The organism is Trinickia sp. NRRL B-1857, from assembly GCF_050470685.1.
Taxonomy (GTDB): Bacteria; Pseudomonadota; Gammaproteobacteria; order Burkholderiales; family Burkholderiaceae; genus Trinickia.
Genome location: NZ_JBFLUK010000011.1, coordinates 1,178,087 through 1,203,564 on the forward strand (window position 1 = coordinate 1,178,087; position 25,478 = coordinate 1,203,564).

General features: G+C 62.1%; 22 protein-coding genes and 2 pseudogenes. 12 read left to right on the plus strand and 12 right to left on the minus strand.

Annotation, left to right across the window (positions count from 1 at the left end; translation table 11 throughout):
* Positions 1–11: 11 nt before the first annotated feature.
* From AB1286_RS26115 to AB1286_RS26125, 3 genes are read right to left on the minus strand one after another with little or no spacing between them, the layout of a single operon-like run.
* Positions 12–212 (minus strand): DUF1656 domain-containing protein, encoded by a 201-nt coding sequence (locus tag AB1286_RS26115; RefSeq protein WP_430366126.1) that lies wholly within the window; start codon positions 210–212, stop codon positions 12–14.
* On the minus strand, positions 196–1,710 hold the full coding sequence (locus tag AB1286_RS26120; protein WP_430366127.1) for an efflux transporter outer membrane subunit: 1,515 nt from the start codon (positions 1,708–1,710) through the stop codon (positions 196–198). Before AB1286_RS26120 ends, AB1286_RS26115 begins: the two co-directional genes overlap by 17 nt.
* Positions 1,707–3,917 carry an FUSC family protein gene (locus AB1286_RS26125; RefSeq protein WP_430366128.1) on the minus strand — a complete coding sequence of 737 codons (2,211 nt, stop codon included), beginning with the start codon at positions 3,915–3,917 and terminating at the stop codon, positions 1,707–1,709. The genes AB1286_RS26120 and AB1286_RS26125 overlap by 4 nt, the downstream gene beginning before the upstream one ends.
* Positions 3,918–4,273: 356 nt before the next feature.
* Between AB1286_RS26125 and AB1286_RS26130 the strand changes: the two genes are divergently transcribed.
* The 6 genes from AB1286_RS26130 to AB1286_RS26155 all read left to right on the plus strand — a co-directional run bounded on the left by AB1286_RS26130 (position 4,274) and on the right by AB1286_RS26155 (position 7,771).
* A complete protein-coding gene (locus tag AB1286_RS26130; RefSeq protein WP_430366129.1) occupies positions 4,274–5,230 on the plus strand; it encodes a LysR family transcriptional regulator in 957 nt (318 codons plus the stop codon).
* Between the two features lie 50 nt (positions 5,231–5,280).
* A complete protein-coding gene (locus AB1286_RS26135) occupies positions 5,281–5,640 on the plus strand; it encodes a response regulator transcription factor (RefSeq protein WP_430367320.1) in 360 nt (119 codons plus the stop codon).
* Between the two features lie 141 nt (positions 5,641–5,781).
* The gene (locus tag AB1286_RS26140; protein WP_430367321.1) at positions 5,782–5,946 is read left to right on the plus strand and encodes a LuxR C-terminal-related transcriptional regulator; all 165 of its coding nucleotides are present in this window, start codon (positions 5,782–5,784) and stop codon (positions 5,944–5,946) included.
* Positions 5,947–6,216: 270 nt separating this feature from the next.
* On the plus strand, positions 6,217–7,146 hold the full coding sequence (locus AB1286_RS26145; protein WP_430366130.1) for a helix-turn-helix domain-containing protein: 930 nt from the start codon (positions 6,217–6,219) through the stop codon (positions 7,144–7,146).
* A complete protein-coding gene (locus AB1286_RS26150; RefSeq protein ID WP_430366131.1) occupies positions 7,133–7,324 on the plus strand; it encodes a hypothetical protein in 192 nt (63 codons plus the stop codon). The genes AB1286_RS26145 and AB1286_RS26150 overlap by 14 nt, the downstream gene beginning before the upstream one ends.
* Before the next feature lie 51 nt (positions 7,325–7,375).
* Complete coding sequence (locus AB1286_RS26155) at positions 7,376–7,771, plus strand: DUF3331 domain-containing protein (RefSeq protein WP_430366132.1); 396 nt, start codon at positions 7,376–7,378, stop codon at positions 7,769–7,771.
* A gap of 108 nt (positions 7,772–7,879) precedes the next feature.
* Here the strand turns inward: AB1286_RS26155 and AB1286_RS26160 are convergent, their stop codons facing one another.
* From AB1286_RS26160 to AB1286_RS26170, 3 genes are read right to left on the minus strand one after another with little or no spacing between them, the layout of a single operon-like run.
* The gene (locus tag AB1286_RS26160) at positions 7,880–8,875 is read right to left on the minus strand and encodes a cytochrome d ubiquinol oxidase subunit II (RefSeq protein ID WP_430366133.1); all 996 of its coding nucleotides are present in this window, start codon (positions 8,873–8,875) and stop codon (positions 7,880–7,882) included.
* 36 nt (positions 8,876–8,911) lie between these two features.
* Positions 8,912–10,309: a cytochrome ubiquinol oxidase subunit I gene (locus AB1286_RS26165; RefSeq protein ID WP_430366134.1), complete on the minus strand. Its 1,398-nt coding sequence runs from the start codon at positions 10,307–10,309 to the stop codon at positions 8,912–8,914.
* Positions 10,296–12,617: an FdhF/YdeP family oxidoreductase gene (locus AB1286_RS26170; RefSeq protein ID WP_430366135.1), complete on the minus strand. Its 2,322-nt coding sequence runs from the start codon at positions 12,615–12,617 to the stop codon at positions 10,296–10,298. Before AB1286_RS26170 ends, AB1286_RS26165 begins: the two co-directional genes overlap by 14 nt.
* A gap of 302 nt (positions 12,618–12,919) precedes the next feature.
* On the opposite strand from AB1286_RS26170, the gene AB1286_RS26175 reads away from it, so the two are divergent.
* Positions 12,920–13,408, plus strand: a complete 489-nt coding sequence (locus AB1286_RS26175) for a hypothetical protein (protein WP_430366136.1) — start codon at positions 12,920–12,922, stop codon at positions 13,406–13,408.
* 201 nt (positions 13,409–13,609) lie between these two features.
* Complete coding sequence (locus AB1286_RS26180) at positions 13,610–14,512, plus strand: helix-turn-helix domain-containing protein (protein WP_430366137.1); 903 nt, start codon at positions 13,610–13,612, stop codon at positions 14,510–14,512.
* Here the strand turns inward: AB1286_RS26180 and AB1286_RS26185 are convergent.
* The 4 genes and pseudogenes from AB1286_RS26185 to AB1286_RS26200 all read right to left on the minus strand — a co-directional run.
* Complete coding sequence (locus tag AB1286_RS26185; RefSeq protein ID WP_430366138.1) at positions 14,446–15,150, minus strand: helix-turn-helix domain-containing protein; 705 nt, start codon at positions 15,148–15,150, stop codon at positions 14,446–14,448. The two genes, AB1286_RS26180 and AB1286_RS26185, sit on opposite strands and share 67 nt — an antisense overlap.
* Positions 15,151–15,641: 491 nt before the next feature.
* Positions 15,642–16,427: a lysozyme inhibitor LprI family protein gene (locus AB1286_RS26190; RefSeq protein WP_430366139.1), complete on the minus strand. Its 786-nt coding sequence runs from the start codon at positions 16,425–16,427 to the stop codon at positions 15,642–15,644.
* 178 nt (positions 16,428–16,605) lie between these two features.
* Positions 16,606–18,834: a DEAD/DEAH box helicase gene (locus AB1286_RS26195; protein ID WP_430367322.1), complete on the minus strand. Its 2,229-nt coding sequence runs from the start codon at positions 18,832–18,834 to the stop codon at positions 16,606–16,608.
* Positions 18,806–19,489, minus strand: a pseudogene (locus AB1286_RS26200) (BREX system ATP-binding domain-containing protein); the annotation flags it as partial. The pseudogene AB1286_RS26200 and the gene AB1286_RS26195, both read right to left, overlap by 29 nt.
* Before the next feature lie 53 nt (positions 19,490–19,542).
* Between AB1286_RS26200 and AB1286_RS26205 the strand changes: the two are divergent.
* Genes AB1286_RS26205 through AB1286_RS26220 form a run of 4 tightly spaced genes read left to right on the plus strand, consistent with a single transcriptional unit; the run spans position 19,543 to position 22,263 of the window.
* Positions 19,543–19,857: a transposase gene (locus AB1286_RS26205; protein ID WP_430365725.1), complete on the plus strand. Its 315-nt coding sequence runs from the start codon at positions 19,543–19,545 to the stop codon at positions 19,855–19,857.
* A complete protein-coding gene (locus tag AB1286_RS26210) occupies positions 19,854–20,459 on the plus strand; it encodes an IS3 family transposase (RefSeq protein ID WP_430365637.1) in 606 nt (201 codons plus the stop codon). Before AB1286_RS26205 ends, AB1286_RS26210 begins: the two co-directional genes overlap by 4 nt.
* A 15-nt stretch (positions 20,460–20,474) precedes the next feature.
* Positions 20,475–21,872, plus strand: a complete 1,398-nt coding sequence (locus tag AB1286_RS26215) for an IS30 family transposase (protein WP_430364291.1) — start codon at positions 20,475–20,477, stop codon at positions 21,870–21,872.
* A 52-nt stretch (positions 21,873–21,924) separates the two neighbouring features.
* The gene (locus AB1286_RS26220) at positions 21,925–22,263 is read left to right on the plus strand and encodes an integrase core domain-containing protein (RefSeq protein ID WP_430365638.1); all 339 of its coding nucleotides are present in this window, start codon (positions 21,925–21,927) and stop codon (positions 22,261–22,263) included.
* A gap of 42 nt (positions 22,264–22,305) precedes the next feature.
* Here AB1286_RS26220 and AB1286_RS26225 read toward each other — a convergent pair.
* Together AB1286_RS26225 and AB1286_RS26230 are read right to left on the minus strand one after the other, a co-directional pair.
* Positions 22,306–22,941: pseudogene (locus AB1286_RS26225) on the minus strand (BREX system ATP-binding domain-containing protein); the annotation flags it as partial.
* Positions 22,938–25,334 carry a TerB N-terminal domain-containing protein gene (locus AB1286_RS26230; RefSeq protein WP_430366140.1) on the minus strand — a complete coding sequence of 799 codons (2,397 nt, stop codon included), beginning with the start codon at positions 25,332–25,334 and terminating at the stop codon, positions 22,938–22,940. The pseudogene AB1286_RS26225 and the gene AB1286_RS26230, both read right to left, overlap by 4 nt.
* Between the last annotated feature and the right edge of the window lie 144 nt (positions 25,335–25,478).

Below are 25,478 nucleotides of genomic sequence, written 5' to 3' on the forward strand. Positions count from 1 at the left end.
TGTGGGCGCGGTCACTGACGCAACAGCAGTGACGCGCCGCTGAACAGCGCCGCGAACAGCGCGACGCGAAAGAGGCCAGGATGCCAAACGAAGCGATACAGGCCGAGCCGCGCGAGTGCGAGATCGACCGCGAGGAACGACAGCGCGCAGGCCGCGAGAATGGGCAGCAAGCCCGGCACGAGCAGCGAAAACCACTCAATCTCGCGGGGCATAGCGCGCTCCTTGATTGGCGGATCCCGAATTCACGGGGCGCGCGGCGTCATAGCCGCCGCCCAGCGCGCGCATCAGCAACGCCCACGCGTCGAGCCGCTGCGCCTGCACTTGCGCGAGGCTCTGCTCCTGCTGCAACTGCGTGTTCTGCGCCGCCAGCACGTTGAGAAACTCGCTGATGCCGCTGCGGTAGCCCGCGTCGGCCAGGCGGTATGCCGTGCGCGCGGCGTCGAGCGTGGCCTGCGTCGAGGCCTGCTGATCCTCCAACGCGCGCAGCGACACCGCCTGCGCGGCCACGTCGCGCATCGCGTTCACGACCGTGCGGTTGTAGACGTCCACGGCGGCGTCGCGCGACGAGACCGCCACGCCGTACTGGCCGCGCCGACGTTCGCCGTCGAAAATCGGTAGGGAAATCGCCGCGCCGACGCCATGCCCGATGCCGTCGCTATTGACGAAGTTGAAGAAGCCGCCGAAGGTGGCCGCCGAACCGAGCGAAGCCGTCGCAAGCAGATTGATGTCGGGATAGAAGCCGGCGTGCGCGGCGTCGATGCGCTTGTCCGCTTCGAGCACGCGCCAGCGCGCCGCCACGACGTCCGCGCGATGACCGACCAGTTCCGCCGGCAAGGTCGTCGGCAGCGCGAGCGGCGCGCTCAGCGCGAGCTTCGGCCGCGCCAGCGCGTCGCCATAACCGGGGCCTTTGCCGCACAGCGCGGCAATCGCGAGACGATCCAGGGCGATCTGCTGCTGCGCGCGTTGCAGGCGCGTCGCGCTCATCGAGCGTTGCGTTTGCGCCTGAGTCGCTTCGAGGCGGCTGCCGATGCCCGCGCGCCAACGCTGCGTCGCGATCTCGAAGGTGCGCAGCTCCTCGTCGTGAACCGCGCGATACACGTCGACGAGCGCGTAGTCGAGCGAAAGCCGCACATAGGCGCGCACGACGCTGGTTTGCAGTTCGACCTCCGCAAAGCGCGCATCGGCGGCCGCGGCGTGCAGATTGTCGAGCGCGCCCGTGCGGATTGCACGCTGCTTGCCCCAGAGATCGAGGTCGTAAGACAGCGTCGCGCCGATGTCGTTGCTCCACACCGTTGTACCGGCCGGCGGCGCGGGCGTGGTGTAGCGCGCGTAGCGACGGCGCTTGAACGCGCCATCCATGTTCGCCTGCGGCAGCGCGCTAGCCCCGGCGATTTCCGTCTGAAAGCGTGCAGCGTCCACCCGCGCGGCGAGCGCTTGCAGATCGGGATTGCCCGCCGTGGCGTCGCCCACGACGCGATCGAGTTGCTCGTCGCCCCATTGCCGCCACCAGTCGTCTTGCGGCCATTGCGCATCGGCTTGCGTTTCGCGTAACGCGGCGCCGGGGTCGAGCGTGCTCGCATCGACCATCGTTGCATGCGTCTGGATGCCACCGCTGTCGATGCAGGCGCCGAGCAGGAGCGCCGCCGACAACATCGCCGCGAATGCGATTGTGCGCGAATCGAAAAAGCACCGCACGGTTAGCGTTTTCATGCGGAACGCTCCGTGTGCGCCCAGAGCGCAAGTGCATCGTCGCGCAGCGCCAGTTCCGTGAAGTGCAGCAGCGCCTGCATGCGGCAACGAATGAGCGCTTCGTGATCGGCCGGGGTGTCGCCCGCCGCACGCTCGCCCAGATCGACGCTTGGCGGCAGCGCCGCGAGCGCTTCGTCCGTGGCGGCGAGCGCATGCCGGGCGCGCTCGGGCGAGGGCGCTTCGAACAATTCGGCCAGCGCCTGGAGCCACGCTTGCAGACGACCGGCCCACGCAGCGGGAAGCGCGTCGCCAAGCTGCCGAGTCTCGAGGCGCATCAGGATCATCGCGCGGCCCGCTTCGAGCGCGGCGAACGCCCACGCGATCATGGGCTCGCGATCGACGCGCGGATCGGCGGGGGCGGAGGCTATTTGCATGATGCAGTCGCGCACTTTCTGTTCGAACGCGTAGAGCAGATCGTCGTCTAGTTCGCCGTCGCGCGCGTCGCTGGCAATGAGCGCGCGTACGTCCGCAAGGTAGCGGCGGGCAATCCATTCGCCGGCACGCGGCGCGAGCACGGAAAACGCCACGGCGGCGGTGGCGATCCCGCAAAGCAGCGCGAAGCCCGTGTCGAGATACGCCCTGGGGTTATAAACGGCCGGATTCGATAAGCCGACGATGAAGCAGAAGTAGATGTTGAAGCCGAGCCCGAGCACAGCCGTCTTCGGGAACGTGTTGAGGTAGCTGCCGATCATCACGACGATCGCGGTCGCCGCCGCGAGCTGCGTGAAGGTGCCGAGATGAGGCAACGCGAAAAAGCTGAAGCCGAAGCCGGTGAGCCAGCCCACGAGACAGCCCGTGAAGATTTGCCACGCGGCCGTGGGCGGGTCGGGCACGAGCGCGAACAGCGTGCTGGTGATGGCCACTGCGACGATCGCGGTCGCGCCGCCAACCCAGCCCGAGGCTACCCACATGGCGCCCACCAGCAGGACCGCGAGCGCCGCGCGAGCGCCCGCGACCAGCGCGGCCGTGCGGTTCGCCACCGCGTGCTGGTGCGCGATACGGCTAATCGCCTGAAGCACGGAGACGGTCCACGGCAGGCGGTCGGCGTTGTGCGCTTCGAGATGGCAGCGGCAGAGCAGGCGCAGATCGGCCGTCATGAAAAGGAGCGCGGCGCCGGTGCTTGCCACCACCCGGCGTTGTGCCGGCGGTAGATCCGCGAGCGCTTGGAGTTGCGCAGCGAGTCGTGCCGGCAGCGCCGCTTCGAACGCGTCGAGTTGCGGCAGCAAGACGGACACGGCGTCGTCCGTGATGCCGCGCTCGGCAGCTTGCGCAGGCACGAGCGCGAGCGTCGCATCGGTCAGCGCCGCGATAGCGGCTTGCGCGCGGGGATGCGCGTTGACGATCGCGTGCGCCTTGAGGCGTTGCAGCGCGTAGAGCCACGTGACGGTATCGAGAAAGCTGCGGTCGAGATCGAGAAAAACGGCATGTAGGAACCGCATTGAAGGGTCTTCGAACAGCGCGCCGGTGCGCAGCAGTTCGACGTTCGCGCGCTCGCCGATTAGGCGCAGCAGCCCGTCCGCTTGCGCAGGCGTCTGCGGCATCGCCGTCGCGCGTTCTAGCGTTGTGCGCAGGGCGCCTAGCAGATGCGTGAAGCTCACGCGGCTGGCGGCAGCGAGCGCCGGCGCGACGTTACGCGGCAACACGATCGAGCTCACCACGCTCGCGCACACCACGCCGATCACGACCTCGCTGATCGTATAGACCACGTTCTCGAATACGCCGTACGGATTCGATATCGCGGGCATGGCCGTGATCGCCGTGGCGAAGCCGGTGAGCATGAGGCCATACGATTGGAAATTGCGAAAGTACGCGGAGCCGAACGCGCACAGTCCGATCCACGCCGCGAGCGCGAGGAAGAAGGGCAACGGCTGCTGGGCGAACAACGCGATCAGCACGAGCCCCGCTAAGCTGCCGCCCACCATGCCGAGGCCGCGGTAGAAGCCGCGTGCGATCACGATGCCGCTTTGCTGGTGCATCATCACGATCACACAGGAAAGCATGGCCGTGGCCGGCGAGCGCAATTGCAGGCGCATGCACAGGGCCATCGCAAGCATGACCGCTGCGCCCACCTTGACGATGTGCAGGAAGCGCGGCGCGTCGTCTTTCCAATACGCGAGCCATTCGTCGCGCAGGCGCGGCGGTGTGGCGCCGGCGGGCGTCACGTTCATGGGTGTCCTTGTCGATGTCGATTGCGCGTGCGGAAAAATTGCACAGGGCAAAAATGTTTGCGCTTAAGCGCCGGGCACGGCTTCGGCAGTCATTCGCCGGGTTCGTGCCTTCGAACGATAAGCGAACGATAGCAACGCGCTTGCGCCCGCACCATCAGCCCGTGGTATGTCCGTTTCAGACCTTCGATTGACGTTTCATACCTTGGTTTAGGTTGGCTGTACGGCGTCGTTCAAATCTGAAAACGCGGGCAAAAATCACGCACTTCGGCTCGCCGGGCTGTCCATCATCCACCTCGTCGCCAGGTTACGAGTCCCGGCATGCGCTGCGGCGCCATTCACAGGTGGAGAGTTTCGCTATGGACATGTTCAAGTCACTCAAGGTTTTTATTGCTGTCGGGCAACTGGGTAGCTTCACGCAGGCTGCACGGGCGTCGGGCTTGTCCACGCCCGCCGTGAGTCGCGCAGTGTCCGACCTCGAGGGCGCGCTCAAGGTTCGGCTGTTCAACCGGTCCACCCGCAAGGTGAGTTTCACGGAGGAGGGCGCGCTTTTTTTCGCGCCGCTGCTCGAAGGGATTCAATTGATCGAAACAGGCATGAGCGACGTGTGCCGCTCGAACGCGGCCCTGCGCGGCGTGATTCGAATCGGTGCGCCGCCGGTGATTGCGGGTAGCATGCTCTCGCCGCTTATCGCGGCCTTCAGCGAGTTGCATCCCGAGATTGAATTCGATGTGTCGATCGACGAACGCCACAACGACACGCTCGACGAACAGATCGACGTGGCTGTGCGCGTGGGCGTGGAGCCGGACTGTAGCTGGATCGTGCGCCCGCTCGGCACGCTCAAGCTCGTGCAATGCGCCGCGCCCGCGTATCTGCGCCCTCGCGGCGCGCCGCGCACGCCCGATGAGCTGGCGCAGCATCGCTGCATCGGGCTAAGGGGCTCGCGCGCCTCGCGTGTGCAGGCCTGGGAGTTCGCCGCGAGCGGCGTGCCGCTCAGTTGCCCGATCCAGGCGGTCGCGACATTCAACGAGGTGACCGCCATCGTGCATGCGGCGCGCGCGGGTGTGGGCATTGCGCAGCTTCCGCAGTATCTCGTGCGCGGGGATCTCGCCGCGGGGCGTCTGGTGAGCGTGCTGCCCGACTATGCGAGCGAGCGCCGCAAGGTGCTGCTCTGCTATCCCCGGCGCGCGCCCATGCCGATGCGGGTGCGAAGTTTCATCGATTTCGCCTTCGCGCGCCTGAGCGACGAGCTGCACGATGCGCCACTGCCCGCGATGCTCCCGCAGCACGCGCCGCAGGATATGGCGCTTGCGTGAACGCGGCGCCGCCGCTGGACTGGACGAGGACTATTCGCTTGCAAACCCCCATGATAGTTTCCATCGTCGACGATGACGAAAACGTGCGTCTCGCGACTTGCAGCTTGATGAGGTCGCTGGGTTGCGATGTGCGTGTGTACGCGTCGGCAGAGGCGTTTCTGGATTCCGGCCGCCTTGGCGACGTGAGCTGCGTGATTTCCGACGTGCAGATGCCCGGGATGGGCGGCATCGAGATGCAGCGCAAGTTGAACGAACTGAAGTCGGCTCCGCCCGTTATCTTTATCAGCGCATTCGGTTCCGAGGCGCGGCGCAAGGAAGCGCTCGCCAATGGCGCGCTGTGTTTTCTCGACAAACCCGTCAACGGCGATGCGATCCTCGCCTGCCTGGAAAAACTCAGTCGCTCCACTTGAACGCTACGCTGGTTCGATCCGACGCCATGCGATATCGGCCCGAAGGGGGCCTGGTCTTCCGGCTCGACCTCGATCGTCTCGCTGCGCAATCTCGCGAACAACGCGCAACTGCACGAGCAGATCGACATGCTCAATCAATAGATCGCCGCCGAAATAAACCTGAGCGAATTCACCGTGAAGATTCATCGCGGCCAGGCCATGCGAAAAATGGAATCGAATTTCGCTCTTGCGCGAATGGCCGGGTGTCGTGTCGCTTACGAGATTTTCTACCCGGCATTTTTATCGGCGGCTCATACCAAGGTATGAGTGAATCAGCGTGGCGTCAATCGACGGCCGCCTGAAATACGTCGCGCGCGTCGCGCCTTAGCATTCGCTTCGTACTATCGGATATTCCAGCGACCACCGGCTTAAACCTCCGTATGAGTGAGTCAAACATTCATGCCAAAGGCGCAATCCATTGTACGACTAGTGGGTTCGATATTCGTTGGGTAACGTGGAGCCTGATCACATTACTCATCTTTGCGGCGCTGCAGTTCGAAACTTCGACACGACGGCGGCGGGAAAGGAGCGAATCTCATGAACAATTTGTCCGACTGTCTTGTGCCGCCGCGAGTGGCATGCCAGCCAATCGACGCGGAAACCGAATGGCGCGTGCTGGGCGACAAGCCGCAAACATCGCCCGAGATGCGGGTGCTGCGCTGGTCGCGCAAGCCGAGCGAACCGCTCGACGTCGTGAGCGATGGGCATGCGTCGATGCATTGCGTGGCGCTTAATCTCAAGTGCACCGCGGTCGATTTCGATTACGGCGCGCGTCCGCTGATTCGTGGGCGCGTGTCGGCGGGCGTCGCGCACGTAGGAGCGCCTGGCGTCGCCGCGCGGGCGTGTTTCTCGTTGCCGTGCGACGTGCTGCATCTATACGTGACGCAAAAGGTGCTCGACGAATGCTATGCGGACCTGTTCGAGCATGCGCACAACGGCGACCTCGTGCTCGGCGACGGCCGCTTGCTGCGCGACCCGGCGATCGAGCGCCTGAGCCAAGCGCTGGCCGTTTCGCAGAGCAGCGACGCCGCGCTTGGCAAGGTCTTCACGGACAGCGTGAGCCTCGCGATCGTTTCGCGCCTTGTCAGCCGCCAGTACGCGGGCGCCACGCGCGGCGCGCGCGCCGCGGCCGAGTTGCCGAAATGGCGCATGAGGCGCGTGATGGAATATGTCGACGCGCATCTCGGCGACCCTATCGGGCTCGCGGATATGGCGCAGAGTGCGGGGCTTACGCGCATGCATTTCGCGGCGCAGTTCCGCGAGGCTTGCGGCCTGCGCCCGCATGAATACCTGCTACGCCGGCGCATCGACCACGCACAGGCGCTGCTGCTCGGTTCGCAGCACAACGTGCTCGACGTCGCGCTCGCCTGTGGCTTTCGTTCGCAGGCGCACTTCACGACCGTCTTCAAGCGTTTCGTGGGCGAGACGCCCTGTTCCTGGAGGAAAAGCAACGATGAGCTTCGATAGCGACCTCGTGCGCTTCATGACGCACAGCACGCAGTATCTGCTCGGGCATCTTCCCACGGAAGAGGCGCACGAACCGAAAGGGGTAACGGCGATGGACCCGTCGCCTGCCGGGTGCTTGCCTGGTGTCGAGGTAACGCATGGGTTTGGCCGCATCGAAGCGCAAGCCCTTCCGGCCTGATCCCGAGAATTCACAGCAAAGTTGAACGCGGCAATAACAGGAGTCCGAACGATGGAAGCGCAAACGCAAGTTGTCGACCCGTGGCAAATGACGATTGGCCTGCTTGGGTTGTTGTCGGGCGAGACGTGTCCGAGCCCGCCCGTTCCGGCGGCGCGCAAGCCCGCTTCACACCGCGGCGCCGATAAGCGCGTGCCCGGCCTCACGATCCGCGTGCTGGAGCGCGCCACGGCCACGCGCATCACGCTCGCCTGGCTCGATCCCGCGCGCTGCGCGTATTACGATCAGGAGTGGTACCGCACCCGCGCGCGCCGCTCGGGCGTGTGCGCGATGAGCGGGCGCGAGATCCGGCGCGGCGAGCATGTCTATCGCCCGCGCCCGATGCGTCCGCATGCGCTCAACGCCGATGCCATGATCCATAGCATCGTTCTCGACGAAGCGGCGCGATAAGAAGCGAATGTGAAAGAGGGGCGCTCCACTGGAGCGCCCCTCTTTCATCTGCGCAGCCAACTGGCTGGTCCCTATGCCGATGGTGTGTTCAGAGCGAACGCCCGCATCTCAAGCACTTTCTTCCGCATGTGCCGGCATGGCGACCTTGCCGCGGAAGATGTAGTACTGGTAGAGGTTGTAGCCAATCATGACTGGAAACACGAAACCGATGCCGATCAGCATGAAGGCGAGCGTCGCGCTATCGGAAGCGGCGTCGAGAATGCGTAGCTTGCCCGGCACGAAGTCGGGAAAGAGGCTGATAGCAAGGCCCAGAAACGAAATCAGGAACATTGCGATGGTGGCGCGAAACGGCAGGGCCGACGCCGCGCGCCGCAGGCCGGCCAGGATCGCGACGAAGGCGAGCGCCGCGAGCAGGCCGAGCGCGCCAAGCGTGTGCACGACCGGCGCTTCCGACCAGCGGTCGTGGCCCACGCTGCTGTAAAGCCATGTCGCGGCGCTCAGCGCGAGCGCCGCCGCTACGCATACCTTGACGGTCACGCGGGCCGCGCCGCGCGCCCACTGTTCGAGCGGGCCCTGGGTCTTCCGGATGAGCCAGGTTGCGCCCAGCAGACAGTAGCCCGCGATCACGCCCACCGCTGAGCAGCCGACGAAGAGGGCGCTCACGGGCCCCGGTTCGAGCGCGGTGATGACCTTGCCGAGGATGACGCCTTGCGCGCCGGCCGCAACGAAACTGCCGAAGCCGAACACGCGGTCCCAGAAGGCGCCGCGCGTTGCGCTGTGGCGGAACTCGATGGCCGCGCCCCGCATGATGAGGCCCGCGATCAACACCATCACTGGCACGTAGAGCGTTTGCAGGAGGAGCGCGTAGGCGAGCGGGAAGGCGCCGAAGAGCGCGCCGCCCACGACGACGAGCCAGGTCTCGTTGGCGTCCCACACGTGGCCGATCGAGGCGACCATCGCGTCATGATCGGAGCGCGTTCGGCGCAGGAGCGTGAGGATGCCGACGCCGAGATCGAAGCCGTCGGTGACGACGTAGAACGCGAGCATGAGACCGATGAGGCTGAACCAGGTATAGGCCAGCATGACATGTGTGGAGGTTTCCATGAGGTTTCCTTGATCCTTTAGCGAGCGGCGGCGGCTTCAGCCCACTGTGGTGTATGAATCGGCGGCTTGCGGTGCGGCGTGCGCCGGGGCGATGAGCAGGTCCGGTCCCGTGCGCAGCCAGCGGCGCGCGAGGAGAACGAACGTGACGATCAACACGAGGTAGAAGCCGAGGAACATGACGGTACTGGCGGCGACATGGCCGGGCGGCACGGCCGAGACGGCGTCGCGCGTACGCAGCAGTCCATAGACCACCCACGGCTGGCGTCCCACCTCGCGCACGATCCAGCCCGCCTCGACGGCGATATACGGGAGCGGGATCGCCGCCACCCACGCGCGCAGCAGCCAACGCTGCTGAAGCAGCGCATCGAGCCGGCCGCGCACGCGCCGCAGGCACCATGCGGTCCACAGCGCGAGCGCCACGAACAGAAAGCCGATGCCCGCCATCACGCGAAACGCGTAGTAGAGGAGCGGCAGCATGGGCGGCTGATCGTCGCGTGCGAAGTCCGCGAGCCCCTTCACGGTGCCGTGCAGCGTATGGGTGCCCAGCACGCTCAACATGCCCGGCACCTCGATCGACCAGTCGTTGCGCTGCGCCGCCTGATCGGGCCACGCGAGCAGCGACCACGACGCACCGGTGCCCGGCGCATTCGTGTGCCAGTGGCCTTCGATCGCCGCGCCCTTGGCCGGTTGCGTGGCGAACACGCTCACGCCGCTCGAATCGCCGAGCCACACCTGCAAGGGCGCCGCGACGAGTAGCACCGCGAGCGCGAGCCTGAACGAGCGCCCGAAGAATTCGGCATGACGCCCGCGCAGCATTTGCCACGCGGAAATGCCCGCGACCACGAACATGCCCGTTTCGATCGCGGCCATCCACATATGGCCCACGCCCCACGCGACATCGGGATTGAAGATCGCGTGCAGATAGCTGCTGACGACGATCTTGCCGTCGATAACCGCGATGCCCGCCGGCGTCTGCATCCACGAGTTCGCGACCATGATCCAGAACGCGGAGAGGCTGGAGCCGAGCGTGACCATCGCCGTTGCGAACAGATGCACGCCGCGCGGCACGCGGTCCCAGCCTAGCAGCATCACGCCGATGAAGCCCGCTTCGAGCATGAAGGCCATCGCGCCTTCAAAGCCGAGAATGTTGCCGATGAATTGCCCGCTGTACTGCGCGAAGCCGGCCCAGTTCGTGCCGAACTGGAACTCCATGGGAATGCCGCTCACCACGCCCACGCCGAAGTTCAGGATCAGCAGTTTCGACCAGAAGCGTGCGTGTCGGTAATACGCGAGATTGCCCGTGCGCAGCCACAGCGCCTCGACGAGCAGGACGAAGGCCGCGAGACTGATCGTGAGGATCGGCCAGAGAATGTGAAAGATGGCCGTGAGCGCGAATTGCAGGCGCGAGAGGGCGAGAGTGTCAAAGAGTTCCATGGAGGCTTCCTTGTTGCGCGGCGGCGCCGGCTCGCCGAATCTTCACGGGCACGCCTTTATAGGAAGGCGTGCGGCTTTGCGGGTCGTAGGCATAGAGCGGCACGAGCGGATTCGCCTCGGGGTAGTAGGCGCCGCAGCAGCCGTCGGGCAGCGCATATTCCACGAGCATCAGGCCGCGCACGACGCGCTCGATGCCGTCGCGCGACACGGCGACGAGGTCCACGCGCTCGCCTGCGTGCATCTCGCGGCGGGCCAGTTCCGCGGCATTCACGAACACCACGTCGCGCTGGCCGAATACGCCGCGATAGCGGTCCGAATGTGAATAGAGCGTGGTGTTGTACTGGTCGTGGCTGCGCATGGTGGTGAGCCAGAGCGCCTCCGGGTCGCCGTGCGCGGGGTCTTCGTCGAGCCCCTGAAACACGAGAAAATTGGCCTTGCCCGTGGCCGTGGCCCAGATGCGATCGCGTGCGGTCGAGCCCAGATGGAAGCCGCCCGGCACGCGAATGCGCGCGTTGTACGCTTGGAACGCGGGAAACACGATTTCGATGGCCTCGCGAATGCGGTCGTAGTCGGCCACGAGATGCTCCCAGGGTACGCGCGAGCGCGCGCCGAGCGTGGCGCGCGCGATGCCCGCGACAATCGCGGGTTCGCTGCGCAGGTCGGGCGAAGCCGGCGGGTTGCGGCCCGCCGACGCGTGCACCATCGACATCGAATCTTCCACGGTGATCGATTGCGGGCCGTTCGCCTGCACGTCGATTTCGGTGCGGCCGAGGCAGGGGAGGATCAACGCGTCCTTGCCGTGCACGAGATGGCTGCGATTGAGCTTGGTCGCGATGTGCACCGTGAGCGCGAGGCCGCGCATGGCCGCCTGCACGCGCGGCCAGTCGGGCACCGCCGCCGCGAAGTTGCCGCCCAGGCCGATGAACACCTTCGACTCGCCCTTGAGCATGGCCTCGATGGTCGCGACGACATCGCGGCCGTGCTCGGCCCCCGGCCGAAAGCCGAAGGCGCGTTCGATGCCGTCGATGAGCGCCGCATACGGCTTTTCCGTGATGCCGACCGTGCGGTTGCCTTGCACGTTCGAATGGCCGCGCACGGGGCACACGCCCGCGCCCGGGCGCCCCACATTGCCGCGCATGAGCGCGAGGTTTGCCACCTGCTGCACATTGGCGGTACCACAGTGATGCTGGGTGATGCCCATGCCGTAGACAAGGATCGCGCTCTTGGCCGTCGCGTACAGGCTCGCGGCCGATTCGATGTCGGCTTGCGTGAGGCCGCTATGCGCGGCGATCGACTCCCATGACGTCGCGCGCAAGTCCGCTTCGAGCGCTTCGAAGCCCAGGGTATGGCCCGCGATGAATTCGGTATCGAGAATGCGCGGGCGGTCGTGCGCCACCGCCGCGTCGTCCATTTCGAGCAGCGCCTTCATCATGCCTTTGAGGACGGCCGCGTCGCCGCCAACCTTCACCTGATAGAGACAGGTGCTGATGGGCGTCGAGCTGAACGTGGCCATTTCAATCGGGTTCTGCGGCGAGGCGAAGCGCTCTAGCGCGCGCTCGCGAAACGGATTGAACGACACGATGCTCGCACCGCGCCGGGAGGCCGCGTGCAGGTCGCTCATTATGCGCGGGCTGTTGGTGCCGGGGTTTTGCCCGAAGATGAAGATGGCGTCCGCGTGCTCGAAGTCCTCCAGCAGCACCGTGCCTTTGCCAACACCGATAGATTGCGGCAGGCCCACGCTGGTTGCTTCGTGGCACATATTCGAGCAGTCGGGGAAGTTGTTGGTGCCGAACTCGCGCACGAACAATTGGTAGAGAAACGCGGCCTCGTTCGAGGCGCGCCCCGACGTGTAGAAGTCCGCTTCGTTCGGGCTTGCCAGTGCGTTCAGATGCGCGCCGATCAGCGCGAACGCTTCGTCCCAGCCGATGGGCGCGTAGCGGTCGGTGGCGGCGTCGTAGCGCATGGGGCGGGTGAGTCGGCCGACCATTTCAAGGTCGTAGTCGTCCCACGCGGCGAGCGCGCTCACGCTGTGCGCGGCGAGAAATTCCGGCGTGCAGCGCTTGTCCGTGGCCTCCCAGGCCACGGCCTTTGCGCCGTTCTCGCAGAACTCGAACGAGGACGTGTGCTTCGGATCGGGCCACGCGCAGCCGGGGCAGTCGAAGCCCTCGGGCTGGTTCATGCGCAGCAGCGTGCGCGCGCCGGAGACGGCGACACCCTGAAGCGCGAGCGCTTCGCCCGTGGCGCGCAACGCGCCCCAGCCGCCCGCCGGTTCCGTATAGATGCGGATTGTTTTCTTGTCGCTAGCCATGTCGATTCCTTCGCGGCGAGGGAGGACGCCACGTGTGTGAAGGGTGACGCGTTCGCGCTGCCATGGCTTGCGGCGCGCGCCCGGCAATTTCGTAATCGCACGGCAATGCGTGGGGTCGGTTTCGAGCCGGGTTATTCGGGCGTGGGCTCGCAGAGTAGATGAGCGTGCAAATGTTGAAAGACATCGTGCATTGACAACACGAATGCTGCCGCGCGCGCCGATACTGCAACGCAATGCCGGCGCGGCCGATCCTCATGGGTGAGGGGCGTCGCGCGCGGCGATCACGGTGCGGAGACACGACGATGAATCATGATGAAGCTTTGGGCGGCGCCGCTACCGACGTGCGCACGATGGACGAAGCGCCTCAGTTCGCCAGCTTCGCGGCGTGGCTGCGCGGGCGCAGGCCCAAGACGACGGCTGGCGCAAGCGATGCCAGGCCGACCGAGCTCACCGTTGCGTGGACCCGCAGGCTCGTAAAATTTTCGGCGCTCTGGGCGCTGGTCGAGTTGCCCGTTGAATACTGGAGCGCGGCAGACGACCTGGAGCGCGCGGCGCTCGCGGCGTCGACATTGATCTGGCTTGCGATCGTGTTTCGCGTACTCAAGGGCGGCACAACGGCGCGCAGGATATTCGTTTTTCTCTGTGCGCTCGGCGTCCTTGCCGTCGCGCCCGCGCTGGCCGCCGAATATGCGGATTTTCGCCTCGCATTTTGGCTCTCGCTCGTGGAGTGTGCTGTGAAATGCGCGCTGTTCGTGGTGTTCGTCTCACGCTACATCGCTACGGAGCGGTGAACACGTAGCGACGTGTCGGAAGATTACTCGACCATCTCGGCAACGTGACACGGCCAGCAGCGCCGATCGCTCGCCGCGCGTTGTGGCTCGTTCTTTCGTGGCTCGATGAACTTGCGTTGCCCGCGTCTTGAAGCGGTCGCAGCCGCAATTTCGATTTGGTAGACTCTCGAACACGATCCTTGGCTTCTCCGCCGACACCCTATGAGCACTAACCAGTCGGACATACCGTCCTCCGATTTCATGCCGGCCGACGTCCGACAGAGCGTTGGCAGTCAGGTATTGCCGGGCGGGCAAATGGGCATTAGCCGGCTGAAGAGCGCGCGCCGGAACATGGGGCGAACCGCGCCATACGAACTCGAAAACGCCGATCTCATCGTCTTGCAGTTGCACGCATTCGGCGAACAGGACCTATGGCTCGATGGGCGTCCCGCACCGTTTGTGCCTTATGACGCAGGGACGGTGACGGTCCACGACCTCGACCGCAATTGGGTGGCGGACCTCAAGGGGGTATTCGATTGCATTCATTTTCATCTGCCTCGCGAGGCGCTCGAGGAGACGGTCGATGACGTTGGCGGCCGCGGACGCCCACAGCTCTATCTGCCGCCTCATCGAAGCGTCGTCGATCCTGTGATCCACGGTCTTGGTCAGGCGTTGCTGCCCGCGCTGGCTCGACCGGGCGAAGCTAGCCAACTCTTCGTCGACCACGTCGCGCTCGCATTTCAGGCACACGTCGCTCGGCAATATGGCGGCGTCAATACGCGCAGGGAGAAGCTGCATAGCCCGCTTGCGCCGTGGCAGGAGCGTCGCGCGAAGGAACTGCTGCTGGAGCACCTGGACGGGAAGATCTCGCTTGCCGACGTGGCGCGCGCATGCGGCTTGTCGCGTGGCTATTTTCTCAAGGCTTTCCATCAGACGACGGGACTGCCTCCTTATCGTTGGCTCATCAGTCGGCGCATCGAGCAGGCCAAAATGTATCTGTGTGATGCCCACATGCCTTTGAGCGTGATTTCGCAGGCTTGTGGCTTTGCGGATCAGAGTCACTTCACGCGAACCTTCAAGCGAGTCACGGGCGTGAGTCCTGGACGGTGGCGCTTGGGGGGCTGACGCGATAACGCGGTCCGCGATGATGTGTGAAACGAGGTGAACGACTGAAACTCAATGGAGACTTTGAGTCCGGCCGTGGCAACAGTTTTTCGAGAAGCTGCGCGCCGTGCTCTACGTAATGTTGGCTCGCGTTCGCGAGTATAGATTTCAGAAAATCCGGCTACGTCCGGGCAGTAGGCGAGAAAAGGTCGAGCACGAAACCGACGACGACGTGTCGACCAAGGTGTCGAAGTCGCTGCAAACGTCGATTGAGCGGTCAAAAGCGGGTGAAGCGTGCGCGCTGCAAGGCGATGCGGATGCTGAGGCGCTCGACACGCGCGAACGAGATACAGCTTCTCGCAGGCCAAGGTCGGTCCAAAATCACCGTAGAACTCGCGAATGATCGCCAAGGCCCGCGCCTCAAGTCCTGCTGGCAACTGATGATTGCTCCGCTGGCCTCGCTTGCGCGATATCAGGCCGGCTGCGCCTTGACTGCGATACCGATTGGCCAGCCGCTCGATCTGACGCCGGCTCAAAGCGAGCCGCTCGGCAGCGCGCCAAGGCATCAGCCGTCCTTCAACGACCGCTTCGATAGCCTTGAGCCGATCCAACTCACGCATGCTCATGCTGATCATCCCGCCGTTGTTGTTCTTGACCACGATGGACTCCGCGAGCGTGTCACGAGGGGGTCCAGCATGCTCCGATCAACCGCCAGCTACGACATTTCTATTTGGCTCAGATACGACATTAGAACTTTGCTCTTACACCTCACAGGTTGATAATTGGGATTATGTCAAATATCATCGCCGAACCCGCGCTTGGCTTCAGACCGTTTCGAGAGGTATTCCCTTCGACCTCGAGCAAGCTAGTAGGTCCAAGACTTCGCGCTTCGAGACCCCTGACAGCAGCAGCCGTTTTATATGCACGGCGATTTTGTCATACACATGCCGTCATCGCGCATAGTGAATCCCGGATCCCGTGTTCTTGGAAGGCCCGGACAGATTGCGCATCCCGCCTCCGCTCGCAAGCCCGGATACGTACACCCCGCGCGTCGCGCAGCTACTGCAATACCAACTACGAAAGCGCAGATAGGAGCCGTATAGCGACCGATACCTCGTTCGGGAATCAAATATGAGCAGCGTTGAGGCGTTTACTGCGAACTGCTAGCAATCAATGGCTTTGAACCTAACGAGCCCATAAACTGCCCGATACGCGCGCCGTACGAATGGCGCAAGCATTCGACGTCGCTGTTGCACATGTGCCGAGCTATAAGCCAGTCTGATTCCGACTGTTTCAGCGCCTGAGGGTCGGCGATGGTTTTCATGGTTGCTCCGTAGAGTTGCCCTAACTGACGATCCATCGCAGCCAATCCAGCGTCCCCGCAGATTGCGATTTCGTCGTCGGCCTTTGCTTTCCTACAGTCGAAACTCGTCGAAAATGTTTGGCCCTGAACCACTGATGTCGAGTTGTCACCTGAGTTGCCATTTGGCGGAGGCTGCTCCTGCGAGTCAGATATCGCAGCGGTTGTATCTGAATTCTGGATCGTCTGATCAGTGGCGGCAATGCCCGAATCGCTCTCGGGAGTTTGCGCAACGGTTGGGTTCGGCGCTGCAACGTCTCCCGTGGATGCCGCTGTATCACTGGCCGGTACCTGCGCTGACTGCATAAGCGGTGCATTCTGGTCACTGATAGCTGCTACTGGTGGCGTTTCATCCTTGGATCCACTGAGGCTATTGATTGCGGCTCCGATAACGCAAACCCCGACCCCGTACAGCAACAATCTACCTGCACGGTCAAAGTTTCTTGTGTCGGGTTCGTTGTTTTTGTACCCAGTCTTGAAGCGTCGATCGACTTTACGTGTGTCCATAAAGCCTCCGATGCCAGCCAATGCGATGAGTACTCCGACTATGATGAGGCCAATCCCCAAAGTTGTCATGCGATTCCCCTAGCGTTCTGACCACGCTGTTAGCTAATTTTGACTTCTTTGTCCTTGCGCCGCCGCGAGCGCGCCGCTATCTTTCCCGACTCCGCGTATCTGCATTTCCGAGGCGTGCCCATCCGTTTCGCTCACGTGCATGAGTCTAAGCAATGGCATATCCAAACAACTTCAACCCCTACTTCTCTAATATTGTCCGAGCGGCTTTAATGGCGCCATCAAGGTCAAGTTTGGACGCAGCGAAAGCGGCACGTCGTATTTCCTCGGGCAACGCCCAGTCCCACTTCTCGTTGTCGATGTTTTCGATGAGACCAAGAGCAGCACCGAAGTGTTCTGGATTCATCTGCGCGATTTCGTTCAGGACATCGATCACACGGTCGACTGTAGCGCCCCGAATTCCAACGGCCACACCTTGATGCCATGCGTCGAGATCCAGCGAGCGCAATAGTAAAACCAGGGCGTCATTGACCCAGTCGCCAGACCAAGTGGCGACAAGAACGTTATGCCCTTCCGCAAGCAGCGCCCGAGTCGCAAGGCGGGCCGCATGGAAGTATTCTCGCGCTTCATCGAGCAACTTCTTGCCACCCTCGTCGAGAAACCCGACAGGCTCGGAACTTTCGAGCACCCTGTACATGGCCTGTCTGACGTTGTCGTGGACCATGATGCCCTGGCCATCAAAGGTCGGGGGCGCACCGCCTTTGTCAGGATCGACATAGATGACCTTCTTCTCTGCGTCAACGTCTCGAACACGCCAACGCTGACCACCGAAGATGATGGCTTGTCCGGGTGTCAGCGGATGGGAAACTGGTAACGCCCCAAGTTGACGGCTTCCTGCGACAACCCGGAATTCATCGTCAGTAACGAAGGACGCGTAAAATTCGTAGTGGTTGACGATTTTCTCGCCACGTACTCCGTGGAGAAGCAAGCCGCTCGACTCCTGCACTACAAGGTCTCGCCGCCCAAGTTCACGCAACACCGCAGCGAATGTACTTTTGTCGACGGACACAAACGGCCCAGTGACGACCAGCGTATTCCAGAGGTCGGCTGCCGTCGCCCCGCCACGCTCAGCGACAATGGACAGGATTTGCTGAACCAAGGTCGATGGATGAAGTCTCTCCGCCCTCGGTGGCTCAACCCAGCGCTCTATCAGAAGATTGACCATCGCGATGGTCTGAACCAGCCCTTCCCGGATTCGATCCGAGAAATCAGAGTCGGCATCAAGTTCCGCTTCAACGCAGTAGCCACGGAGAATGGCTGGCTCACCCGCACGTCGGCCAGAGCGACCAAGCCGCTGGCGAAGGCTCGCAACTGACGGTGGTGGCCCGATCTGGACGATGCTTCGTACCGCGCCAATATCGATGCCCAGTTCGAGCGTGGTGGTGCACACAGCACTTGCTGGCTTGTCCCCGGCCTTCAGCGCGGCCTCACTCTCCTCGCGCAGGTCTTTCGAGAGGCTTCCATGATGCGGCCAGAACTCATTGGGGTAGCTGTCATGCTCGCAGGCTCTTCGAAGCAGGTCCGCGTAGAGCTCAACCTGGCGTCGGCTATTAGGGAAAATTAGGTTATTTGAGCCACGCAGGGCCTTGTATAGCTGATTGGCTATGTCAACCGTACTGCCTGGGACGATGTCCTCCAGACGCGGCGATTCCAGCTCGGGCTCTTCGACGATGCGCGGCGGCTTCTGGATGATGCCTTTCACGCGAATCCAGATTTCCTGTTGTGCGGTCTCGGACTCGATAATCTCGACAGGGCACTCGGCCCTGGGTCGCAGAAAGGTCGCCGCCAGCTCCATGTCACCAAGCGTTGCTGACAAACCTACGCGCGGAACACGTGCGGCCCGGACTACATCGACGCGATGCATCAACGATTGCAACTGCATGCCTCGCTCCGACCCGACAAATGCATGAAGCTCGTCAACAACGATATAGCGCAGGTTTTTCAGGGCACCGCTGAGCATCGAACCGCGAGTCACGAACATCGCCTCGAGCGACTCCGGCGTTATGAGCAACACTCCGACCGGCCTCTTGAAGAAACGATGCTTGCGTCCAGCTGAGACGTCACCGTGCCACGCTACCACTGGAATCTCGATCGACTCGCAGAGTCTGTCAAGGCGGGACCATTGGTCGTTGATTAGCGCTTTGAGAGGGCTAATATATAGAACAGAGCCTGAGCAAATAGGATCCTTTAGCAGGTTCGACAAGATGGGCAAGAACGCCGCTTCGGTCTTGCCAGCGGCGGTCGCAGCCGCAATTATGACGTCCCTATCGGCTGAGAGTAGTGCCGGCACCGCACGCTCTTGCGCATCACGGAGTTCAGTCCACCCTTCATTCCAAATCCATCGCTGGATTCGCTCATCGAGGAGGTCGAAACTGCGCGAATTAGCTGAGCTTGAAGCTGGCGAATTCATCGTCATCATCACCGTTAGCCGCTACGTCCGCCTCGCCTCCTCTATCCCGCTCGATGCTGAGGCCGCCGATCATTTGACGCCAGTCCGCGTCCGCGTTCTGTTCGAGCACTGCGAGAAAATTGATAAACGCGGTAATCGTCGTCCGGGGTGTCCTGAAGTATTCATTGCCAAGACGGGTAGCGCAGTGACCCATAAACGCGGGAATCGCGTCGCCAGGAATTAGTGCGTTCGCGGGGTCTCCAAATGCGTAGACGAGCCGGATCTTGTCGAGAAGAACATAGAAATCCTCTTGCGTAAGTGCGGCCAGTCGAATCACCGGCCCGCTATAGTCAACAAACCCGTTCGTCGCGAAGGTGTTCTCGGCCAATCGGGATTGCAGCGCTGCGTAGCTATATAAACCGCGCCGTGTGTCGAGCAGGAACTCTGGAGTGCCCCCTAGAACGAATCCCAAGCCCTCGGCAGAACCCTGCAACGAGTCGTTCAAGATGCGAAGGATCTGCTCGTAGTTCGAGTTCCTCGCCTGAACATTCGCGAGTTTGTAAAGGTTGACGAGCTCATCGAGGCAGATCATCAACCCGCTGTATCCGGCCATGCGCACAAAGCGGCCGAGCAGCTTGAGCTGGTCGTACATGGTCGCATCGTCAACGATAGTCCTGAAGTTGACCCGCGAAAACGGACACCTATTCTTTTTGAAGAGGAGGTGCCGTTATGGGCAAGCATCGGAAGGCGTACCCGGCGGAGTTCCGGGCGCAGATGGTGGAGTTGGTGAAGGCGGGACGTACGCCTGAGGAATTGGCGCGCGAGTTCGAGCCGACGGCGCAAAGCATCATCAACTGGGTCGTGCAGGCCGATCGCGATTCGGGCGTGCGCCAGGACGGACTGACGACGGCCGAGCGGCAGGAATTGGCGCGGCTGCGTCGTAAGGTGCGCCAACTCGAGATGGAGCGCGACATACTCTCTCACGCGGCTGCCTGGTTCGCTCGGGAGACGGGGGCCGTACCGCCGAAGGGTACGGATTCATGAAAGCGAACCGGGCCCGCTGGCCCATTGCCACGATGGCGCGGCTGCTGCGAGTCTCCACCAGCGGCTACTACGCGTGGCTCGTGCGGGAACCCTCGAGGCAGGCATGCAGCGATGCGCAGTTGCTCTCGCGCATTCGCATGCTGCACGCCAGTTCGCGCGGCACCTATGGCGCGCCGCGTATCCATGCCCAGCTCAAACGCGAAGGCGTGCATGTCGGGCGCAAGCGCGTCGCGCGACTCATGCGTCTGGCCGGCCTGTGCGGGGCTAGTCGCAGGCAATGGAAATGCACTACGCGACAACGCGCGGGAGCACGGCGTGCCCCTGATCTGGTGCGTCGCCACTTCAGCGCCGCAGCGCCGAACGTGCTGTGGGTTGCAGACGCCACCTACATTCCAACCGGCGAGGGATTCCTGTATCTGGCCGTCGTGCTCGATGTGTTCAGCCGCCGCATCGTAGGCTGGGCAATGTCCAATCATCTGTACACGGAACTGATGCTGCGTGCGCTCGATATGGCGCTCGCGCAACGTCGAGCTCGCGGGGTCATTCTGCATTCCGATCAGGGCTGCCAAGGCGCATTCAACCGGTCGTCGCAACACCTTTAGTCGAGGAGGTGTTGCATGGGTAGAAGTGCAGGACGCGGATATCAGTTGACGGGGCGAGGAGCGATGCACTCGCCGGGCGCGCCGTCGCTTCGGCATGAAACCGAGCGTCTATTTTGGAAGCAAATCGCCACCGGCATCACAAGCGAAAGAGCAGCAGAGGCAGTTGGCGTATCTCAGGCGGTAGGCTCGCGCTGGTTCCGCTATCGTGGCGGCATGCCACTATTTATGTCGAAACCTATATCGGGTAGGTACTTGTCATTTGCCGAACGAGAAGAGATCGCATTGCTCTCCGTCCAGGGCCTCGGGGTGCGCGAAATCGCCCGCCGCATAGAACGCAGCCCATCGACCGTGTCGAGAGAGCTCACGCGCAATGCCGCAACACGTAGTGGCTGCCTTGAGTATCGTGCTTCAGTCGCGCAGTGGAAAGCGGAACGATTCGCCAAACGACCAAAGTCGACGAAACTGGCGACCAATGTGCGGCTTCACCGCTACGTGCAGGAACGCCTGGAGGGCAAGGTGCACGACGCTGATGGCCGTGAGATTGCCGGGCCGCGACAAGCACCGTTCAAGGGGCGAAACAAACCCCATCGCGGTGATCGCAAATGGGTTAATGGCTGGTCACCCGAACAGATTGCCAATCGATTGCAAATCGACTTCCCCGATGATAAGTCCATGCGTATCTCTCACGAAGCCATTTACCAGGCCCTCTACATTCAAGGACGCGGCGCGCTCAAGCGCGAGCTGGTAGGCTGCCTGCGCACCGGCCGTGCGTTGCGCGTTCCCAGAGCCAGGGCGCAAGCCAAGGCATGGGCGCACGTGAGCGAGAACGTGATGATTTCCAGCCGCCCTGCCGAGGCGGAAGATCGGGCTGTGCCGGGCCATTGGGAGGGGGACCTGCTCATCGGCCTGAACCGATCCGCTATTGGAACGTTGGTAGAGAGATCAAGCCGTTTCACTGTGCTCGTACATCTGCCTCGTGAAAAAGACTATGGGCTGATTCCACGCACGAAAAACGGGCCCGCGCTGGCCGGCTACGGAGCTGTCACTATGGCCAACGCACTCAAGAAAACCGTGACGGACCTGCCTGCCCAGTTGTGGCGATCATTGACGTGGGATCGTGGCAAGGAACTGTCCGATCACGCCCGCTTCACAATCGAGTCTGGTGTAAAGGTCTTCTTTGCCGACCCTCACAGCCCGTGGCAGCGCGGCACGAACGAAAACACGAACGGCCTTCTACGACAATACTTCCCGAAAGGCACAGATCTATCGCGGTGGGGTGCTCGCGAGCTTCAAGCCGTCGCCAATACACTGAACAGCAGGCCGCGGAAAACGCTCGGCTGGAGGACACCTGCTGAAGCTCTGGACGAGCACCTAAAAACTGTTCAACAATTCGGTGTTGCGACGACCGGTTGAATGCGCCCAATATACGTCGATTGCCTTCGGACGGCGCTGTCGTGAAGCCTGTGTGCAGCCTTCGATGGGTACGGCTGGCGACTGTTACGACAACGCGATGTGCGAATCCTTCTTCGGCACGCTCGAATCGGAACTGCTTATGCGCGAGCACTTCGATACGCACGAACAGGCGCGAGGACGTTTGTTCTGGTTCCTCGAGGGCTGGTACAACCTGCGCCGCCTGCACAGCAGCATCGGCTACCACTCGCCGCTCGAGTTCGAAGACGAGCACACAAAAAACGAAATCATGTCCCCGTGCGGGTTGCCCACCGCCGGGCGTCGTCGTGGTCGTGACAGGCGACCCGCCGCCCGTCCGTGGACAACCCGCGACTTACCGCTTAACGGAGGTTAAATCACATATCGATCGCTACTGCAAATCCGTCCGTAGAAGCGGGTCAACTTCAGTCCGAACGCCAAGCGCCGCCCGCGCATCTGTCCTGGTCGTGAACTCACCGCGTAGCCATCTGACGGCGTCGCCCTTGAGTTGCTCGTTGCCTTCCTCGAAGCCACGGCAGTATGAGGCAAGCACGTCTGCGAAATCATACCCGTTGACCATCTCCGCCAACTGGGCGAGTTGCCCACGAATCACGTCCTCGCTTGAGCGGCCCGCGGCATTCGCCTCGCTCTTGGCCTGCGCAATGAATTTCTCCACCACACCAGCTAGCGCCCCCCCATCTGCCTTGGTACGTGTAGACATGTTCTTGACCAGTTCCGCATACAGTGATCGAGCCTGGCCGCCCGTAGCGTGCAGACGCCGGTCCGGATTCAGGTCCGCATGCATGGTTACCAGCTTCTTTTCCAGCGCGATAGCACGAACGAGATTCAGGAAAAACGTCTTGCCGGCACCGTACTCGCCAATGACGATGCGGAAGCTCGAGCCACCATCCGCAACGCGCACAACGTCTTTGATGAGTGCTTCGAGCTCGCGCTGCCGACCAACCTGAATGAGATGTTGTCCAATACGCGGAACGACACCTGCTCGTAGCGATTGAAGAACTCCATCCCGATCTTTCGAACGAATCGTAGTCATGCTTCCAGCCTCTGTACCAATTCCCTATTCACTTCGACGGGGTCGTCCCCGTCTGTGATGAGTTCATCCCAATGGTCAAGCGCTGCCTCATTGACCTGCTCGATGGCTCCATCGAGCATAAGGTCAAGGTCAAGCGCGACGGATGACAACTCCGCTCGGCTCCACCTGACGCGGGAAACCAACGTTCGCAGGAACATCGAGTGGGCCTCATCCAGACCGATCACATTGCCGGCTGGTTGAACACGTTCCTGGGATTCAACAACTTCCGGCCGAACTACCGGAGACTGAACCGCAAGTGGCTCTTCGACAAAGACGTCCGCCAGCATTGCAGACACGCGCTCCGTTTCTTTCTGGAGTGCAGCAATCCGCGCTGGGTCTAGAACCAAGCCTACACTCAAATTGTCAGCGCTCGGACTTGTACTCTTCCTGCCACTGACGACTCGCGGGCCTTCCACGCGGATATTTTGATGCAGATCGCTGTATAGCTGCTGCGAGTCGATCTCGAGCAACTTATAGATTTTCTCCAGCAGCTTGACCTCACCCGGCGAGACAATACTATCCGCGTTCGCGGTTTGGATTAGGAACAGGGCAACTTCACGCCTCTCCTCCTTCGTAAGGGCCTCGATTCGCTTCTTCAACCCGGACATGATTGGAGGTTGAACAAGTTGCACACAATTGCGCGCTTTCAAGCGCGCACGCTCCGCAGCCGTCAGGTGAGACCAGGCATCTACTTCGCGGCCAATCAGATCAATTTCGACAGCTGTGGCTTCGCCGTCCGCTGTCGCAATGGACGCAGCAAGGTCAATCATCAACGTGCCAACGACATAGCTATCGCTAACCTTGGGGACATCGCTCGACGGCGGCGTCGCGAACAGCGCGACTGTGTCTTCTGCTTTTGGCGTTCGTGCACCTAATCGCACATCGGGCTCGACCGCGATACCAGCCGACGCCAACGCCGAAAGCAACGACGCAACCTTGTCCCTCGAAAGGTCACCGGATGCCTTCAACCGTTCGAGCAATTCACGGAACGTCGTGACAACAGGGCCCCCCTCGACCTCGCGTGAAAGCCCATTGACAATGCTTACCGAGTCGTCCGGCCACAGGTCAGCTGGGAGCAACAGGTTTGCATCGATACGCCCCTTTGCTTCTGGATTGCGTCCCAAGTATCGGCTATAGGCGTCGAGTTCGTCAGCACACTCGTCGACCAAACCTTGAAGTTTCTTGCGAGGTCCCGAAACAGCGGAAATGTCAGGTAGCCCGCTGAGAAACCCTGGAACAGGTGCGTTCGACAGTGCCAAGAACATCGCACCCGGTCGTGCCTGTAGTTGAGTGTGGTTCGCCGTGATCGTCATTCCGTCTCCGAAGCGCTTCGTGTACTTCCGAAGAAACGCCCTCCGGAACTCGTCTGGACAGCGCAACACTGGCGTTCGGCGACTAATCATCGAGTCGGACTCGGCCCATGCTAGCGCCCATGAAGCAGGCACCGGCTTCTTATCGGCCGCTGCCTGCCCAAATGCCGCGCGAACGTTCAACGGCACCTGATAGCTGGCCCCGGAAATAACAGGTGCCTCTTGCTCATAGACGCGCCCAGGCAAACTATTCAGCAGCCCCGCGTAATCGCACAATCCGCGAACGTGACTTTGCCAGGAATAGTCGTCACTAAAAGAAACGATCCTCCGGAGTTCGTGAACAATTTCGTGAAGCTCTTCTTTTGATACCTTGCCAACCGCCGCATCAATCAGAATTCGTCGCTCAAAGCCATAGAGGTACAGACGAAAGTAGTTTTCGTTGATGTCCGACTTTTCGCGCTCTGAACCGAGCCATTCGAGGTAAATGCGGCGTTGGTCCGCAGTCAGACTTCGATAGCTAAGGCGAAATGAAGATGGGGCCGAGGTTGTGCCACAGTCTCGCGACAATTCTGCGCGCCGATCAACTGCACAGCCGTCAATCGACTCGGGACCTCCGCGTCCCGTTGCCCCCTCGTAGAAGAAGCCGCCCGTGATCGTGATGTTCCCAATATCCAGCCTTTCGCCCGGCATTACCCAGCGAACGGATGACCGGGCAAAGCCCCCACCGCCTTTAATACGGTAGCCGGAAGATTGCTCTCCGCCAGGCAGTGTGACACTGATAAGCGAGTCCGACTCTTGATCGGGATAAGATTGTGCCGCTGCCATGTGTAGCTCGACTTCCAATTGATGCATTTTGGGTATTTGCACGGCACGCTTCGTTTGGGAACGACCGTTGGAGCTGAACCAGTAGACCACCCAAGCGAAAAGGAGAAGCACGGGCCATAGCAGAGCACCGTTAAGAAGTTCCACTAACACCGCACCGGCCACCAGCACCCAAAATGCGATGACAAGCCCCTTCATGAACTTCATGCTGCCAAGCGTCATCTTTCCCCTCAATTGATGTCTAGTGCAGCTCTTGCTGACTGCCTTTTATCGTCCCCGGGTCATTATATTACTCGCCATCAGCTGTTCCATCGCTCCTCCTGAGCAGCCGGACGCTACTAACGTGGAGTGTTTTGACCGCGACGC

What these genes read in the sequence shown, in the direction of transcription:
- AB1286_RS26115 (WP_430366126.1), bottom strand. Translation starts at nt 212, where the DNA reads ATGCCCCGCGAGATTGAGTGGTTTTCGCTGCTCGTGCCGGGCTTGCTG.
- AB1286_RS26120 (WP_430366127.1), bottom strand. Translation starts at nt 1,710, where the DNA reads ATGAAAACGCTAACCGTGCGGTGCTTTTTCGATTCGCGCACAATCGCA.
- AB1286_RS26125 (WP_430366128.1), bottom strand. Translation starts at nt 3,917, where the DNA reads ATGAACGTGACGCCCGCCGGCGCCACACCGCCGCGCCTGCGCGACGAA.
- AB1286_RS26130 (WP_430366129.1), top strand. Translation starts at nt 4,274, where the DNA reads ATGGACATGTTCAAGTCACTCAAGGTTTTTATTGCTGTCGGGCAACTG.
- AB1286_RS26135 (WP_430367320.1), top strand. Translation starts at nt 5,281, where the DNA reads ATGATAGTTTCCATCGTCGACGATGACGAAAACGTGCGTCTCGCGACT.
- AB1286_RS26145 (WP_430366130.1), top strand. Translation starts at nt 6,217, where the DNA reads ATGAACAATTTGTCCGACTGTCTTGTGCCGCCGCGAGTGGCATGCCAG.
- AB1286_RS26150 (WP_430366131.1), top strand. Translation starts at nt 7,133, where the DNA reads ATGAGCTTCGATAGCGACCTCGTGCGCTTCATGACGCACAGCACGCAG.
- AB1286_RS26155 (WP_430366132.1), top strand. Translation starts at nt 7,376, where the DNA reads ATGGAAGCGCAAACGCAAGTTGTCGACCCGTGGCAAATGACGATTGGC.
- AB1286_RS26160 (WP_430366133.1), bottom strand. Translation starts at nt 8,875, where the DNA reads ATGGAAACCTCCACACATGTCATGCTGGCCTATACCTGGTTCAGCCTC.
- AB1286_RS26165 (WP_430366134.1), bottom strand. Translation starts at nt 10,309, where the DNA reads ATGGAACTCTTTGACACTCTCGCCCTCTCGCGCCTGCAATTCGCGCTC.
- AB1286_RS26170 (WP_430366135.1), bottom strand. Translation starts at nt 12,617, where the DNA reads ATGGCTAGCGACAAGAAAACAATCCGCATCTATACGGAACCGGCGGGC.
- AB1286_RS26175 (WP_430366136.1), top strand. Translation starts at nt 12,920, where the DNA reads ATGAATCATGATGAAGCTTTGGGCGGCGCCGCTACCGACGTGCGCACG.
- AB1286_RS26180 (WP_430366137.1), top strand. Translation starts at nt 13,610, where the DNA reads ATGAGCACTAACCAGTCGGACATACCGTCCTCCGATTTCATGCCGGCC.
- AB1286_RS26190 (WP_430366139.1), bottom strand. Translation starts at nt 16,427, where the DNA reads ATGACAACTTTGGGGATTGGCCTCATCATAGTCGGAGTACTCATCGCA.
- AB1286_RS26195 (WP_430367322.1), bottom strand. Translation starts at nt 18,834, where the DNA reads ATGAATTCGCCAGCTTCAAGCTCAGCTAATTCGCGCAGTTTCGACCTC.
- AB1286_RS26205 (WP_430365725.1), top strand. Translation starts at nt 19,543, where the DNA reads ATGGGCAAGCATCGGAAGGCGTACCCGGCGGAGTTCCGGGCGCAGATG.
- AB1286_RS26210 (WP_430365637.1), top strand. Translation starts at nt 19,854, where the DNA reads ATGAAAGCGAACCGGGCCCGCTGGCCCATTGCCACGATGGCGCGGCTG.
- AB1286_RS26215 (WP_430364291.1), top strand. Translation starts at nt 20,475, where the DNA reads ATGGGTAGAAGTGCAGGACGCGGATATCAGTTGACGGGGCGAGGAGCG.
- AB1286_RS26230 (WP_430366140.1), bottom strand. Translation starts at nt 25,334, where the DNA reads ATGACGCTTGGCAGCATGAAGTTCATGAAGGGGCTTGTCATCGCATTT.